Here is a 16,462-nt window from a genome sequence, read left to right on the forward strand (position 1 = left end):
AACTTGGGCGTGGACAGGGAGCGCCGTTATTCCCTCGTTCCGGGAAAACAGCGTGAGCGATGATCTGGGCCTGACCTCAGGCTGGGCGGGCGGGCAGGATCACCTCCTGCAGCACGCTGCCATCGAGGCGGGACATGATGACGGTGAGTTGTTGCTTGCTGGCGTGACCGCGAATGATCGTGGCGCGTTCCGGCTTGGGGCCTCCGCCTACGAGTTGCCCGTAGGGCACACTGGCATCGGCAGGCAGCCAGTGGTGTTCATGCGTGTGGCCGGAGATCACGAGTTGCACCCCTGCCTTCACCAGCAGGTCATGCCACTTCGCCCGGCCATCGGTGCAGAAAGACCCTCCATCGCGCTCATCCTTCCAACGCAGGGGGATGTGGCAGAAGAGGATCTTGTAAGGCGCGGACTTGAAGTGTGGCTTCTCGATCTCCTGCGCCAGCCATTGGGCCTGCAGGGTGCGGAAAGCGGCAAAGTCATTGAGCCCCGCGTAAACGGGATGGTCATCTGGCTTGTCCTCGCCGGTGTCCAGCACCAGCGCTCCCAAGGGACCCTGGCGGAAGGAGTAGAACCACTGGTTTCCCTCCACCTGGGTGAAGCGGGGGAGATGACGCGCGGCAGGGCCGCGGACATCGTGATTGCCACGAACAAAGAAATAAGGAACCCCTGTGGCAAAGGCGACCCCTTTCGGGCTGAGGAATTGCTCCACCATCTTCTCCTCCTTGTAGATGTCATTGGTGACATCTCCGTTCCAGAGGAGGAAATCGCCGGGCTTCTCCTGATGCAGGGCGTGCAGTCTCTTCAGCGTCTCCGGCTGCTCGTGGGTGTCGTTCCAGACGGTGAAGGTAGTTTCCTCGGCCGAGGGGTTCAGGGTCCGGAAGGTGTGGACCTCGCTGTACACCGCCGGGCCGCGTTCAATCTTGTAGGCGGAGCGGAAATTTACCGGGCACGCCGCGACGCGGTAGTGGTAGGTGGTGCCGGGCTTCAAGCCCTGCAGGCGGATCTTGAAGGTGCGCTCGTCATACGGCATGAGGCCGCCGTCGGCGCCGCCGGCCTTGAGCCCGAGCGCGCTAGTCTCACCGTACTCGACCGAGCCTGATGCAAAGCCGTTCGTCGCCCAGAGGAGAGTGACGGCATCGTCAGAAGGATGGGCCAGCACAGGGGCGCTGGCGAATGCAAACGGCGGTGGCTCCGGGGGGGCTGCCACGGGGCTCGTTGCGCTGGGAGCCTCCGCAGCGGCGACGACACCACCCACTGGGAACAAGGTGCTGCAAGTGAGAAAGCGGCGTCTCTTCATCTCCCGCTGATGGCCGTGTGTTTTGAGGTGTGACGCAGATTAGCGATAAATCACGACGAGAAAGACGAGCGCCTCACCTTTGCCAGCATTCACAATCGCATGAGGCACATCGGCACGGTAGGTGGTGGAGTCGCCATGATGCAGCGTGTCGGTATCTTCATTGGACTCCACTTTCACGAGCCCTTTCACCACCGTGAGAAACTCCCGGGTGCCTTCGAAGTGCGGAGCGCTTCGCAAGGCGCCTCCGGGTTGCAGCTCCACCTCATAGAATTCCACATCCTTTTCCAGATTGAGCGGGCTCAAGGTGCGGATGCGGCAATGGTCATCCGACCGATAGTGAAACGCGCGGTCATGATGCCGGATCACAGTAATGGAGGAAGTGACGCCCGGAGTTTCAATGAGTTCGCTCAAGCTCATGCCGAAGGCCTGGGCGATGCGCAGCGTCACCGCCAGCGTGGGATTGGCCTGCTCCCGTTCGATCTCGCTCAACATGGAGCGGCTCACCCCGCTGGCCCCTGCCAGTGCTTCCAAGGACCAGTTGCGGTCAGAGCGGAGCTGCTTCACTCGCGCACCCAGATGGCGGCTGATGGCTTCTGCTGGGACGTCTTTGACTCTGGCGGCAGCTTTTCTGGGCATAGGTGGCTACATTAAACCGGAATTTAGTCTTGCATACCGGAAAAAGAGAATCCAAAATACCGGCGGAAGCATCCGTTATATCGGACGGCGAGTCCCAGATGCTCCGCAATCATCATTCAGTACTGACTGCCATGCCCTCGATGAAAGCCCTGGTAAAAGCAAAATCGGAACCCGGACTCTGGCTGGAGGACGTCCCGGTGCCCACCGTGGGGATCAATGACGTCCTTATCCGCGTTCACAAAACGGGGATCTGCGGAACGGATCTGCACATCTACAAGTGGGATGACTGGGCGCGCAAGACCATCCCGGTGCCGATGGTGGTGGGGCATGAGTTTGTGGGGGAGGTAGTGCGCGTGGGTGACAACGTGAGCGACTTCCATCCTGGGGAGATCGTCAGTGCGGAAGGGCATGTGGTCTGCGGGCGCTGTCGCAACTGTCTGGCGGGTCGCCGTCATCTCTGTGCGGACACCAAGGGCATTGGCGTGAACCGCCCCGGAGCCTTCGCGGAATACATCAGTGTGCCTATGACGAACGTGTGGCATCATCGTGAAGGGGTGGATGAGGAGGTGGCCTCCATCTTTGATCCCTTTGGCAATGCGGTGCACACGGCCCTTTCGTTTGAGGTGCTGGGGGAAGATGTTCTCATTACTGGCGCGGGCCCCATTGGCATCATGGCGGTGGCGATTGTGAAGCATGCCGGAGCGCGCCACGTGGTCATCACGGATGTGAACGATTATCGTCTCGATCTGGCAAGACAGATGGGGGCCACCGTGGCCCTCAATGTCACGCGGGGAAACCTGAAGGATGTGCAGAAGCAACTTGGCATGAAGGAAGGGTTCGATGTGGGCCTGGAGATGTCGGGCAATGCTGCGGCATTCCGCAGCATGATCGACAACATGTGCCACGGCGGCAAGATCGCCATGCTGGGCATCCCTTCCGAGGAGATCGCCCTCGACTGGAACAAGGTCGTGTTCAACATGCTCACTATCAAAGGCATCTATGGCCGTGAGATGTATGAGACCTGGTACCAGATGAGCGTCATGCTGGAGAGCGGCCTGAACATCAAGCCGGTCATCACCCATCGTTATCACTTCACCGAGTTTCAAAAAGGCTTTGAGGTCATGACCTCCGGATTGAGCGGCAAGGTGGTGCTGGACTGGTGTTAGCAGATGGAACCATGAAGAATCGCATGCATTGGAGAAGTCTCTGGATGATGTCACTGCTGGCAGTCGTGTTCACGACTGCCAGTGCGCTTCATGCTGCGGGGAAGCCCAACATCATCGTCTTTCTGGCGGATGATCTGGGCTATGGCGAACTGGGGTGCTACGGTCAGAAGAAGATCAAGACGCCGAACCTTGATCAACTGGCGGCGGACGGCATACGGTTCACCGACTTCTATGCCGGACATGCGGTGTGTGCGCCCTCGCGCTGTGTCATGCTGACGGGCAAGCACACCGGACACTCCTTTGTGCGGGAGAACTCCGAAGGCCGTGCTGCCCAGGCGGAGGAGCGGAACCGCATCAAGGCCGAGGACGGCTATCTGCCGCAGATCGCCCTGCCAGCCTCGGAGACCACGTTTGCGAGTGCGTTGCAGAAGTCCGGCTACCGCACGGCGTGTGTGGGAAAATGGGGGCTGGGGCATCCCAGCAATGAGGGCTCTCCCAACAAACATGGGTTCGATCTCTTCTACGGTTACATTTCCCAATGGCAGGCGCACTACTACTATCCCACCTACCTATGGCGGAATGATGTGAAAGAGCCGCTGGAGGGCAACGATGGCAAGGTGGGGCGGCAGCATGCAGCGGACCTGATGGAGCAGGAGGCGCTGAAGTTCCTGGAAACCAATGGTGACAAGCCGTTCTTCCTTTACTACGCCACCCCGGTGCCGCATGTCTCCCTGCAGGTGCCACCGGATGAGCCGTCCCTGGCGGACTATCAGCAGGCCTTCGCTGGCCAGGATCCGCCGTATGACGGCAAGAAGAGCTACCTGCCCACGGAGAACCCGCGGGCCATCTATGCCGCGATGGTCACTCGCATGGACCGGACGATGGGCAAGTTCCGCGAGCTGCTCAAGCGCATCGGCAAGGAGAAGGACACGATCATTGTTTTCACCTCGGATAACGGAGCCACATTCAACGGCGGCTATGATCGCGAATTCTTTGGCGGCAACCAACCCCTGCGCGGCATGAAGACCCAGCTTTGGGACGGCGGCATCCGCACACCGTTCATCGCGGCCTGGCCGGGATCCATCCAGCCAGGTCAGGTCTCCAAGTTCGCTGGGGCTTCCTGGGATCTCTTTCCGACCTTTGCTGAGATCGTAGGATTCCCTGCACCCTCCGGCCTGGATGGCGTGTCCATTCTGCCAACCCTGAAGAGTGATGCCGCGGCGCAGAAGCAGCATGATCACCTCTACTGGGAAACCGTTGCGGGTGGGAACCAGGCAGTGCGCATGGGTCCCTGGAAAGGCATCCGCCTTGGTGTGAGCAAGAACCCCTCGGCCCCCGTGCAGCTCTACCATCTCGAGACGGACATCGCCGAAACCACCGATGTCGCGGCCCAGCATCCCGACATCGTGGCGAAGATCGCTGCGATTATGTCGGCCGGTCGCGTGCCCAGCGCAGAGTTTCCCATGGGCGAACTCGACCGGCCTGGCCTCAAGCCCTAGTTGAGTCTTATCCCTTACCCCTCTTCCCTTTTTCCTCTCCATTCATGAGTGCTTACGATACCTTTCAATCCCACCTCAACACGCAGCTGGATGCGATCCGCTCCGCCGGCACCTACAAGAAAGAACGCGTGCTGACCACCCCGCAGGGCACCCTGGTGCGTGCCAACGGCGGTGAGGCCGTGCTCAACATGTGTGCCAACAACTACCTGGGGCTGGCCCAGCACCCGGCGGTGCGCCGGGCGGCGCATGAGTCCCTGGAGCACTGGGGCTTTGGCCTGGCCAGTGTGCGCTTCATCTGCGGCACCCAGCATCCGCACAAGCAGCTGGAGGAAAGCTTGAGTGATTTCCTCGGCACAGATGACACCATCCTCTATTCCTCCTGCTTTGATGCCAATGGCGGGCTCTTCGAGACACTGCTGGGACCGGAGGACGCGATCATCAGCGATGAGCTGAACCACGCGTCCATCATCGACGGTGTCCGCCTCTGCAAGGCCAAGCGGTTCCGCTACAAGAACTGCGACATGGCCGATCTGGAGGCCCAGTTGCAGGCGGCCGATGCTGCGGGGGCTCGGTACAAGTTGATCGCCACGGACGGCGTGTTCTCCATGGACGGGTTCATCGCGCCGCTCAAGGAGATCTGCGACCTCGCGGACAAATATCAGGCCCTCGTCATGGTGGATGATTCCCATGCGGTGGGCTTCATGGGCGCGCAGGGGCGCGGCACGCATGAGCATTGTGGCGTGATGGGCCGGGTGGACATCATCACCGGCACGCTGGGGAAAGCCCTGGGTGGTGCCAGTGGCGGGTACACCAGTGGCCGCAAGGAGATCATCGAATTGTTGAGACAGCGCTCCCGCCCGTACCTGTTCTCCAACACCCTGGCGCCATCCATCACCGGGGCCACGCTGGAAGTGCTGAACCTGCTCAAGCAGTCCACCAAGCTGCGGGATCAACTGGAGGCCAATACAAGGTTGTTCCGTGAGGAGATGACCGAGGCTGGCTTCAACATCCTTCCCGGGGTGCATCCTATCGTCCCCATCATGCTGGGCGATGCCGCCCTGGCCTCCCGGTTTGCCGATGCCATGCTGACCCGCGGGGTTTACGTGATCGGATTCAGCTTCCCGGTGGTGCCGCAAGGGAAGGCCCGCATCCGCACCCAGATCAGTGCCGCGCATTCCAAGGCGGACTTGGAGTTCGCAGTCCGCGCCTTTGTTGCGGCGAAGAAAGAGCTGGGACTTTGAACCCATTCCGTGTGCTAGTGCATTCCTTTAACCCGACCGCCTCATGATTCGTCTCTTCACCATCGCCTCCGCGTTCGTCGCTCTCGGGCTCTGTGTTGCTCCTGCAGCTGAGTCTGGAAAGACTGTCACCCCCAAGATCAATGCCGCCTGCTCCATCCACCTGGGCTGGCAGGCCCCGGCCTCGGAGTGGTTCTACCTGGAGGCCCGGGTGGAGAAGTCCACGCCAGGGAGTTATTTCATGATCTGTGGGTGGAACACAGGCTACTTCGGTGTGCAGGAGCTGGGCGGGGGCAAGAAGGTTGCCATCTTCAGTGTCTGGGATCCCACCAAAGGCGACAACCCTGATCATGTGAAACTGGAGGAGCGCGTGGAGGTGCTGCACGAAGGCAAAGACGTGAAGGTCTCCCGCTTCGGTGGTGAAGGCACGGGCGGCAAAAGCATGACGGAATTTCCCTGGAAGGTGGGGGAGAAGATCCGCTGCCTTGTCCAGGCCAAGGTGGAAGGGCAAAAGACCGCCTACTCCGGCTGGCTCTGGCAACCGAAATCGAACGAGTGGAAGCACCTCGTCACCTTCCGCGTGCAGACCGGCGGCAAGCCGCTTTCGGGCCTCTATTCCTTCGTCGAGGACTTCCGGCGCGATGGCAAGAGCGTGGGCGAGGAGCGCCGTGCGGTCTTCGGCAATGGGTGGGTGAAGACGGTGGACAAAGGGTTGCTGCCGCTTACCCAGGCGCGCTTCACCGCCTCCAAGGCTCCCACCGAGGCCAGCGACATCATTGATGCCGGCCAGGCAGAAGGCGGGTTGTATCTCGCCAATGGCGGGAAGGTCTCTCCGAGTGTGCCGGTGGGCACCGTGCTCAGCGTGAATTCGGCTCCGACGACGGTGCCAAATGATTTGCCTACAGAGTTGTCCAAGCCTTAGTGGAGGAAATGTCGTTCTGGTTTGAGCACTTCGCGGTGGCGGTCTGCGCCATCTCCGGGGTGTTGGCGGCCACGGACCGGAAGGTGGATCTCTTTGGCGTGCTGGTGCTGGCCATTGTCACCGCCGTGGGCGGAGGGACCATCCGGGATCTCTGTCTGGGGGTGCGCCCCGTGTTCTGGGTGCAGGATCCGTCGCACATCGTGACCGCCACCCTGACCGCACTGGTCACCTTTGTGGTCGCCCGGTACTGGAAGTTGCCGCACAAGGCGCTGCTGATCGCCGATGCCTTCGGGCTGGCGCTTTTCACCATCGTCGGGGTGGAAAAATCGCTGCTGTACCAGTCTTCGGGCCTCATTGCGATTCTGCTGGGTGTTGTCACCGGGGTGGCGGGTGGCATGTTGCGGGACGTCCTGCGACGGGAGGTGCCGCTGGTTTTCAAGGCGGAGATCTATTTCTACGCCACGGCTGCTTCTGCCGGGGCGCTGATCTATGTGCTTTTGGCCCGCTTTGCCCCGGCGTTCACCGGTGGCCGGGAGATCTCCATGGTGGTCATCCTGGTGCTTCGTCTCGCCGCCATCGGGCGGAAGTGGCAGCTGCCTGAGTTTAGGGTCAGAAGTTAGGCGTAGGAGGTTAAGAGTTAGATGTTATGGGTTATGGGTTCGGTTGAGAATGTGGGGAGGAGTTGACGGTGTCTGCGGAGCCGGGGTGGGGGAGTAATGAGTTCCTCGAACTGAGCCGACTAAAGTCGGTACTCCAACCCGGCTGCGGAAGGGGTGGTTAGATTGAAGCTCGCAGTGGCTCTGCCGGAGGCGGTAATACGCTTGAACAGCGCGGCTTGAGCCTTCTACATTCTTTTTGGTGTTCGCGCCGTGGTTGGAGTTCCGCCTTTAGGCGGCTCAGGATTCAACGCACCCGCCTGAAGGCGGAACTCCAACCCTGTTGCAGAACCTGGAAGAGCTTGAAGGGGCCGACTGCGTGTTGGAGTTCTTTTCAGGTGATGCCTCCGACCCGCTGACACTGGCGGACCAGATGCGCAAAATCGGGTCACGAAGTCCCCTTGTCGTCCTTGGGGGAAATGTGTGAAAATGGGACAGCCCGACTCCCCGGGCGCACCCTCCGCACTCGTGAACACCATCCCATCCAAGAAAGTTCAGCAGGCTCTCTCCATCGCCAGTGGCCTGCAATTTCGTGCTGCCCAGGTGCAGACGGCTGCCGAAAGAAGGCAGCAGGCGGAACTGGACCGGATGCTGCAGCATCCCAAGGACAAGGCGACGCTGGTGCAACTCACGGACCAGGCTTTTCGCCCTCGCTCAGCAGATCGGGTGGCGGAGCAGTTCACTCACATCCTGGAAGTGCAGGGGGTGCCGCGTTTTTTCAATCCGCTGGACCGCGCGCTCTTGAGGGGATTCAAGGCCTTCGGTAACTGGCTGCCCGGAGTGTCGGTGCCCATGGTGAAGGAACACCTTCAGCACGAAACGGCCAATGTCATTCTTCCCGCGGAGCTGGAACTGCTGGAGGACCACCTGCAGCGTCGTCGTGAGCAGGGCATCCGGATGAATGTGAACTTCCTGGGGGAAGCCATCCTCAGTGAGGCGGAGGCGGCGCGGCGGCTGGAGCAGTATGTGGAGGCCATGCGCTCTTCCCAGACAGAGGTGTTCTCGGTCAAGATTTCCACTCTCTACTCCCAGATGTCGCCGCTGGCACGGGAGCATACGCTGGGAGTGCTCTGTGATCGCCTGGAGAAGCTCTATCGGACGGCGCAGGAGAATGTCTTCCTCCGCCCGGATGGCATCCGCGTGCCCAAGTTCCTGTACTTGGACATGGAGGAGTACCGTGACCTCAGCCTGACGTGCGAGGCCTTCATGCGTACTCTGGATCGCCCGGGGCTGGAGAAGGTGATGGCGGGCATGGCGCTGCAGGCCTACATCCCTGACTCCGCCCAGTGGCAGCGGCGGATCAACGAGTGGGCCCGACGTCGTGTGGCCGCAGGTGGGGCTCCGGTGACGCTGCGGATTGTTAAAGGCGCGAACCTGGAGATGGAGAGGGTGGAGGCCTCCATTCGAGGCTGGCCGCAGGCGCCCTACCGGAGTAAGCTGGAAACGGATGCGAACTACAAGCGGATGCTGCACGAGGGGTTCCTCCCGGAGAACCTCGCGGCGGTGCGGCTCGGCATCGCTTCACACAATCTCTTCGATGTCGCCTACGCCCTGGTGCTGGTGGGGGAGGGGCGGGCGTTGGATCGTGTGCAGTTTGAGATGCTGGAAGGCATGGCCAATCCCCAGCGGCGCGCCCTGCTGGAGCAGATCTCCAACCTCCTCCTGTATGCGCCGGCGTGTGGGAAGGAGCATTTCGTCAGTGCCATCGGCTACCTGATCCGGCGGCTGGATGAAAACACCGGAGGAGAGAACTTCCTGCGGCATGCGTTCCACCTCGAACCCGGCAGTCCTGCCTGGAAGATGCTCTCTGGCGGGTTCGTGGAGTCATTCTCCCTGCTGCCCGTCCTCTCGGATGCGCCCCGCCGCTTCCAGGATCGGGCGCTGCCCGTGATCCCTCGGGAAATGAAAGGGTTTTTCAACGAACCCGACACCGACTGGAGCCTGCCGCAGAATGGCGAGTGGGCGACGAGCCTGCTGGAGAGGGCGCGGGAGAGCAGGTACACCGTGTCGTTCGTGGTGGCGGGACGCGAGATCAGCTGTGGCAGGAAGACGCGTTCTTTGATGGATCCGTCGCGTCCAGACCTGACGCTGGGACGGGTGGGCATTCCTGCCGAGGATGAAATCGACGATGCGGTGGATGCCGCGGTAAAGGATCACGACGGCTGGCGCGCTCTGGCCCCGGCGGCGCGCACGGATTTCCTCAAGCGCGTGGCGCACGAGATTCGCAAGGCGCGCGGAGATCTGATGACGGCGGCACTGGCCAACACGGGGAAGACCTTCACCGAGTCTGATCCCGAGGTGAGTGAGGCGGTGGACTTTGTGGAGTACTATGCGAGGTCCGCGCAGCAATTTTCTGAACAACTTGGCCCTCACGTGATGACCAGAGGAAAGGGTGTGGTGGTGGTGGTCTCCCCCTGGAACTTCCCCATCGCCATTCCATGTGGCGGCGTGGCAGCCGCTCTCGCGGCGGGGAATACGGTGATCCTCAAGCCAGCCTCGGATGCAGTTGTGCCTGCGAGGGAACTCTGCCAGTGTTTCTGGCGGGCGGGCATATCACAACGGACCTTGCAATTCCTGCCCTGCACTGGGGCAGATGCTGCCAAACTGGTGCAGCATCCCCAGGTGGACTCGGTGATCCTCACTGGTGGTACGGCCACCGCGCTGGCCATGCTGGAGGCAAAGCCAGAGATGCATCTGGTGGCGGAGACGGGCGGTAAAAACGCCACCATCGTCACGGCGCTGGCGGACCGGGATCAGGCCATCAAGAACGTGCTGCACTCCGCCTTCAGTCACAGCGGGCAGAAGTGCTCTGCCACCTCGCTGTTGCTGCTGGAAGCGGAGGTGTATGACGACCCCGAGTTCAAGCGAGGCTTGGAGGAGGCAGTGGAAAGCTTGCGGGTGGGATCCGCTTGGGATCTTTCCACCAAGATGGGGCCTCTGATCCGGCCTCCTGCCGGTGAGCTCCAGACCGCCCTGACAACGCTGCAACCGGGCGAATCCTGGGCACCCGCGCCACGGTGTCTCGATGGCAATCCGCATCTCTGGACTCCTGGCGTGAAGTGGGGCGTACAGCCGGGCAGCGTCACGCATCTCACCGAGTTTTTTGGCCCCGTGCTGGGCGTCATGCGGTTTGAAAAACTTTCCGAGGCCATCGAGCTCGTCAACGCTACCGGCTACGGCCTGACCAGCGGACTGGAGAGCCTGGATGATCGCGAGCAGGACGAGTGGCGGGAGGGGATCCAGGCTGGCAATCTCTACATCAACCGGACGACGGTCGGTGCCGTCGTGCTGCGTCAGCCATTTGGGGGCATGGGCAAGAGTGCCTTTGGTCCCGGCATCAAGGCAGGCGGGCCCAACTATGTTGCTCAGTTCATGGATTTTCGTGAGACGGTGCCGGCACTCCCCGCCGCCCCGCGACCCGGGTCGGAGTTCGGACGTTTCCTGGAGGCGCTTCAGGGCTGGGACACCCTGAACCTCACGGAGAACAGCCGGCTCGTGACCGCCTTCTCCAGCTATGAGCGGGCCTGGAGCACAGAGTTTTCCCAGGAACACGATACCTTCCGTCTGCTGGGGCAGGACAATCTGCGTCGCTATCTTCCGGTGAAAAAGCTGCACATCCGGGTGAGTCCGGAGGATACACCTTTTGATCTTTTTGCCCGGGTGGCAGCGGGCCGCGTGACGGGTTGCCACCTGACCGTGAGTGCGGCTCCGTGCACCGAGTGGCGACCCTTGACCCGCCTGCGGGAGGCGACCTCCACCTGGGCAGATGGCATTGAGTTTGTGGAAGAGAGTGACAACGATCTGGTTCTGGCTCTCCGGAGCCACAAGGTGGATCGCGTCCGCTATGCCCGGCCTCAGGATGTGCCGGTAGCCGTGCGCCGGGCGGCGGCGGAGCAGCAGGTCTTTGTGGCCGATACCCCGGTGCTCATGGAGGGGCGCGTGGAGCTGCTTTGGTATCTGCGCGAGCAGAGCCTGAGCTTCGACTACCATCGTTATGGTAATTTGGGCGGGAGGGCTGGAGAGGATCGTGGGCAGCCGGATTGAGCTGGAGTTCCTCAGTCTCAAGCGGGATGGCGAGGCAGGGGGGAGAGGCCCCCAGTCCCTTTTTCCTTGCCAATCCCCATATCCTCGCTTCCTATCACAGCTTCCGAACATTGCCCTACATGGAAGACAACTCCAACCAAACGAAAGACGCTCCGGGTCTGGATCTCAAAGAAATCCGGCAAATCGTGGATTTGATGAGCAAGAACGACCTGTCCGTTTTCCATCTGGAACATGGCTCGTTCAAGATCAAGCTGCGTCGCGGCTCTGACATTGAGGCCGCCAAAGATCTCCTTTCCAAGATGCCCATTTCCGCCGGCGTAGCCACCGTGGCGGCCCCTTATGCGACGGCACCCGCCGCCGCTCCTGTACTCGCCGCTCCTGCGGCAGCCCCGGCGCCTGCTGCAGCTGCTCCTGTGGCAGCCGACCCTGTCGGCATTACGATCAACTCCCCGATGGTGGGCACCTTCTACCGCGCCGCTGGCCCGAATGAGAAGCTGTTTGTCAACGTGGGCGATGCCGTGGATGAGAACACTGTGGTGTGCATCATCGAGGCGATGAAAGTCATGAACGAGATCAAAGCCGAGGCCCGTGGCACCATCGTGCGCGTCCTGGTGGATGACTCGAAGCCGGTGCAGTACGGCCAGCCCCTCTTTGAGCTTAAATAAGCTCGCTTCAACCTTCGCCAGAACCTTCGTATTGCTCACGCTCTGGTGAGCCCGGGGGCCGGGACAGAATCATCGCAGCCAGACTGACGCCCCGCCCCTCCCTTTCTTTCCCAAACCGAAATGTTTCGAAAAGTTCTTGTCGCCAACCGTGGTGAAATCGCCCTGCGCGTCATCCGAGCCTGCAAAGAGCTGGATGTAAAAACGGTGGCGGTCTACTCCGAGGCGGACGTGGACTCCATGCATGTGCATCTCGCTGATGAGGCCATCTGCATCGGTCCCGGTCCCAGCACGGAAAGCTACCTCAAGATCCCCCGCATCATCAGCGCGGCGGAGATTGCCAATGTCGACGCCATCCACCCGGGCTACGGCTTCCTCAGTGAGAAGGCCGAGTTCGCGGAAATCTGCCAGCGTTGCAAGATCAAGTTTATCGGGCCCTCCCCCGAGGTGATCAGCATGATGGGCGACAAAAACACCGCCCGTGCCACCGCCCGCCGTCTCGGCGTGCCGATCACACCCGGCTCCGATGGCATCATCGAGAGCGAAGAGCAGGCGTTTGAGATCGCCCGCAGCATCGGTTATCCCGTCATGATCAAGGCCTCCGCCGGTGGTGGTGGTCGCGGCATGCGCCCCGTGCTGAATGAGGCCACCCTGCGCTCCAGCTACCAGCAGGCCAGCATGGAGGCGCTCAAGTGCTTCGGTGACGGCTCCGTGTACATGGAGAAGCTCGTGGAGCGCCCGCACCATATCGAGTTCCAGGTCGTGGCTGACAGCCATGGCAACGTGGTGCACCTGGGTGAGCGCGACTGCTCCATGCAGCGCCGCAACCAGAAGATCATCGAGGAGTGCCCCTCACCGAAGATCTCCGACGAGATCCGCAAGGCCATGGGTGATGCCACAGTCAAGCTCTGCAAGGAGATCGGCTACGAGAACTGCGGCACCATCGAGTACCTTGTGGACAATGAAGGGAAGAATTTCTACTTCATGGAGATGAACACCCGTATTCAGGTGGAGCATCCCATCACCGAAGAGGTGTATGGTTGCGACCTGATCAAGGAGCAGATCCGCATCGCCGCTGGTCTGCCCATCTCTGAGCACGTGCTCAAGAACACGCCCCGTGCCCACTCCATCGAGTGCCGTATCAACGCTGAGGACCCGGACCGCAATTTCGCGCCCAGCCCTGGCAAGATTAATCACTGGTATGCCCCTGGTGGACGCGGCGTGCGCGTGGATACCCACGTGTATTCCGGCTACACCGTGCCTCCTTATTATGACTCGATGATCGCCAAGCTCATCGTCACTGGTGCCACTCGTGACATTGCCATCCGCCGCATGCGGCGCGCCTTGGGCGAGTTCATGATCCACGGCATCAAGACGACGATCCCGCTGCAGAGCAAGATCATCATGACGAGCGATTTCCAGAACGCCAAGTACGACATCACCTGGGTGGAGAACTTCCTCCGCCAGGAAGGGATGAAAGACTAAGGGATATCGTTCCGATCCTGCTTCAAGGCACCCTGGGTTCACCGGGGTGCCTTTTTTTGTCGTCGCTCCGGGTGCTGTTGTTTGCCTTTGCCCCTGTTTGGTCTTTTATGCGGCGTGTCTTCTTCTGTCACCATCTCTGTGCCCGCCACCTCGGCCAATATCGGCCCTGGTTACGACTGTCTTGGCCTGGCCCTCTCGCTCTACAATCAGGTGACGGTGACCCGGCTTGATGGAGCCCCGCGCATCGAGCCGCACCACGCGATGGTGGAGACCATTTCTGCGCTGTTCTTCCAGCAGAGGGATGTCACGGCGGCACCTTTCGCGTTCTCCTGGTCCATCGGGGGGGATGTGCCGCAGTCCCGTGGTCTGGGCAGCAGCGTCACGGTGCGCCTGGGCGTGCTGATGGGGCTGAATGAACTCTGCGGAGGTCCGCTCAACAAGCAGCAGCTCTTTGCCCTTTGCTCCGAGGCAGAAGGTCATCCCGACAATGTGGCTCCTGCGGTCTTCGGCGGTTTTGCCCTGGCCAACAGCAAGCAGTGGTTTCGGTTTGAGGTGCAGCCCCGGCTGAAGGCCGTGCTGCTGATCCCGGACTTTGAGGTCCAGACCGTGCACGCCCGCAGTGCCCTGCCGGAAAGTGTTCCGCACAGCGATGCCGCCCGGAATACGGCCAACGCCTGCACCCTGGTGGCAGCCTTCGCCACGGGCGAGTATGAGCGCATCGGTGATTCTCTGGAGGACTTTCTGCATCAGCCCTACCGTCGACACCTGGTTCCAGGCCTGTTCGAAGCCATTGCCGCTGGGGTGAAGGCCGGGGCCATCGGCGGGTATCTGAGCGGGTCCGGGTCCACCATCGCCTGCCTCACCACGGCGGAGGATACGGAGGCCATCGCCCTGGCCATGAAAAATGCCCTCGTGCAAACAGGCGCGACCGGTCGTACGGTGGTCGTGCCCGCGGACAACGTGGGGGCGAGTGTGGTGACACTCTGATTTCTGCATGGATCTCAAAGACCAGCTTGAAGACTTGGAGCAGTGGGCCATCGAGGTCATCCTGCACAACAAGCAGGGGTTCAAGGAAAGTCTGGCCCGGTTCATGTTGCACGGGCTGTCCTGGATCTATGCGGGCGCGGTGCAGCTCCGCATCAAGCTCTATCGTGAGCGCTACATACGTGACCATCATGTGGGAGTGCCGGTCATCAGCATCGGCAACCTGACGGTGGGCGGCACCGGCAAGACACCGGTGGCAGAGCTGCTGGCCAAGGCGCTGCAGAAGGAGGGGCGCAACGTCGCCATCCTGAGCCGCGGCTACAAAAGCAAGCGGCAGAAGCGGGTGCGTTTCTGGACCAAGTGGCTGGCCCGCATTCGGGGTGAGGAGCTTCCACAGAACCCGCCGCGGGTGGTGAGCAATGGCGAGCGAGTCCTGCTGGACAGCCACACGGCCGGGGACGAGCCCTTCATGCTCGCGAGCAATCTGCCCGGCGTGCCGGTGGTGGTGGACAAGGATCGCGTGAAGGCCGGCCTCTACGCCATCAAGCAGTTCAACTCCGACGTGCTGCTGCTGGATGACGGCCTGCAGTACGTGCGGCTCAAGCACCGGCTCGACATGGTGTTGATTGATCGAACCGCCCCCTGGGGGAACGGTTTCCTTCTGCCCCGGGGCACACTGCGGGAGCCCCCCCGCCACCTCAAGCGCGCCAGCTACATCTTCCTTACCAAGTGCGATAGCTCGGACAACACCGAGATCATCCGGGAACTGCGCAAGTACAACCGCGTGGCGGAGATCATCGAGTGCCGCCACCGGCCCAAGTACCTGGAGAACATCCACACCCGGGAGCGGGTCTCGCTGGAGAAGATCTACGGCGCCCACGTGGGGGCCGTGAGCGGTATCGCCGTGCCGGAGAGCTTCGAGAGCGGGCTGCGCAAGCTGGGGGCCAAGGTGGATGTGACCCTGCGCTTCGCCGACCACCACCGGTTTACGTTAAAGGACATCCGGAGCTTCATTGACCGCTGCGAGCGCCGTGATGTGGAGATGATCGTCACCACCGAGAAGGACTTTGTCCGGTTCCCGGAAATAAGAAACCCCGAGGTGCCCATCTATTTCCTGCGGGTGGAGATTGAAATCGTGAACGGCAAGGAGATCTTTGACCGCATGGTGCGCATCCTGTGCGAGCCCCGCGAAGTGCCCCGGCCGGTGTATGGGTCAGAGCTGGCCGGGCTGCCGCTGGAACAGTGAAGGCCAGTGCGTCAGTGGGCAGTGCGTCAGTGGTCAAGGTGTTGGGGGTGCGGCGGTGGAGAGGATGTGGTGTCGGCTTGTGGAGGTGGGGGATTGATTCGCCTGAGGCACTTGAATGCTGGGGCACCTGGATGCCGGAGGCATCATAGCCATTAGCCGGAGGTTGAAGGAGCGGAGCGACTGATACCTCCGGGGCGCAGAAAGAAATTTGCATCCCGCAGGCGATGCCAGCAACGGCCCATTTCTCCACACGATCAAAAAAACATGTTCGGCGCTTACGTCTCGCTGCATTACCACTTTGTTTTCAGCACCAAGAGCCAGGAGCCAGTTATTGCGGCATTTTCTGTGAGCGCCACGTCGAGGGATGCGGTGAAGGAGTATATTGCGCAGTAACAGGAGCACCATCGTGTGAAAACATTCCGGGGTGAACTGATGCAAATGCTGGTCAAAGCAGGGGTGAGTTTCAAGCCCGAGTACCTCGACTGACTGGGCGAAAGTTTGGAGTGCCCGATGCGTGCAAGCTTCGATCGCGCATACGCCTAACCCACATCGCTGCCACCCCTGCCGGGGTGGAACTGCATTTCCCAACATTCCGGAGGTATCAGTCGCTACGCTCCTTCAACCTCC

Annotated in this window: 12 protein-coding genes; 10 read left to right on the forward strand and 2 right to left on the reverse strand. The window is 61.3% G+C overall.

Annotated elements, in window-relative coordinates; all coding sequences use genetic code 11:
* Positions 1 to 76 precede the first annotated feature (76 nt).
* Both BV106_RS09910 and BV106_RS09915 read right to left on the reverse strand, forming a co-directional pair.
* Entirely contained in the window at positions 77 to 1,297 is a 1,221-nt protein-coding gene (locus tag BV106_RS09910; RefSeq protein WP_038164014.1) for an FN3 domain-containing metallophosphoesterase family protein, read from the reverse strand.
* Positions 1,298 to 1,336: 39 nt separating this feature from the next.
* Entirely contained in the window at positions 1,337 to 1,933 is a 597-nt protein-coding gene (locus BV106_RS09915; RefSeq protein WP_038164017.1) for a helix-turn-helix domain-containing protein, read from the reverse strand.
* 140 nt (positions 1,934 to 2,073) lie between these two features.
* Between BV106_RS09915 and tdh the strand changes: the two genes are divergently transcribed.
* From tdh to lpxK, 10 genes are all read left to right on the forward strand, one after another.
* Positions 2,074 to 3,099 (forward strand): L-threonine 3-dehydrogenase, encoded by a 1,026-nt coding sequence (gene tdh / locus BV106_RS09920; protein ID WP_038164025.1) that lies wholly within the window; start codon positions 2,074 to 2,076, stop codon positions 3,097 to 3,099.
* Positions 3,100 to 3,110: 11 nt separating this feature from the next.
* Positions 3,111 to 4,598, forward strand: coding sequence for an arylsulfatase (locus BV106_RS09925; RefSeq protein WP_265595508.1), 1,488 nt, complete (start codon positions 3,111 to 3,113; stop codon positions 4,596 to 4,598).
* Between the two features lie 44 nt (positions 4,599 to 4,642).
* Positions 4,643 to 5,839, forward strand: a complete 1,197-nt coding sequence (locus BV106_RS09930; protein WP_038164019.1) for a glycine C-acetyltransferase — start codon at positions 4,643 to 4,645, stop codon at positions 5,837 to 5,839.
* Between the two features lie 43 nt (positions 5,840 to 5,882).
* Positions 5,883 to 6,758, forward strand: coding sequence for a DUF3472 domain-containing protein (locus BV106_RS09935; protein WP_051945564.1), 876 nt, complete (start codon positions 5,883 to 5,885; stop codon positions 6,756 to 6,758).
* 8 nt (positions 6,759 to 6,766) lie between these two features.
* Positions 6,767 to 7,378 carry a trimeric intracellular cation channel family protein gene (locus tag BV106_RS09940; protein WP_038164021.1) on the forward strand — a complete coding sequence of 204 codons (612 nt, stop codon included), beginning with the start codon at positions 6,767 to 6,769 and terminating at the stop codon, positions 7,376 to 7,378.
* 504 nt (positions 7,379 to 7,882) lie between these two features.
* The gene (locus tag BV106_RS09945) at positions 7,883 to 11,458 is read left to right on the forward strand and encodes a proline dehydrogenase family protein (protein ID WP_038164030.1); all 3,576 of its coding nucleotides are present in this window, start codon (positions 7,883 to 7,885) and stop codon (positions 11,456 to 11,458) included.
* Between the two features lie 119 nt (positions 11,459 to 11,577).
* Positions 11,578 to 12,123: an acetyl-CoA carboxylase biotin carboxyl carrier protein gene (accB, locus tag BV106_RS09950; RefSeq protein WP_038164032.1), complete on the forward strand. Its 546-nt coding sequence runs from the start codon at positions 11,578 to 11,580 to the stop codon at positions 12,121 to 12,123.
* 120 nt (positions 12,124 to 12,243) lie between these two features.
* Positions 12,244 to 13,605 (forward strand): acetyl-CoA carboxylase biotin carboxylase subunit, encoded by a 1,362-nt coding sequence (gene accC, locus BV106_RS09955; RefSeq protein WP_038164022.1) that lies wholly within the window; start codon positions 12,244 to 12,246, stop codon positions 13,603 to 13,605.
* Positions 13,606 to 13,719: 114 nt separating this feature from the next.
* Positions 13,720 to 14,592 (forward strand): homoserine kinase, encoded by an 873-nt coding sequence (thrB, locus tag BV106_RS09960; RefSeq protein WP_051945568.1) that lies wholly within the window; start codon positions 13,720 to 13,722, stop codon positions 14,590 to 14,592.
* 7 nt (positions 14,593 to 14,599) lie between these two features.
* On the forward strand, positions 14,600 to 15,835 hold the full coding sequence (lpxK, locus tag BV106_RS09965) for a tetraacyldisaccharide 4'-kinase (protein ID WP_038164024.1): 1,236 nt from the start codon (positions 14,600 to 14,602) through the stop codon (positions 15,833 to 15,835).
* Positions 15,836 to 16,462: the final 627 nt, after the last annotated feature.

Origin of the sequence: Verrucomicrobium sp. BvORR106 (assembly GCF_000739655.1) — a bacterium.
Lineage (GTDB): Bacteria > Verrucomicrobiota > Verrucomicrobiia > Verrucomicrobiales > Verrucomicrobiaceae > Verrucomicrobium.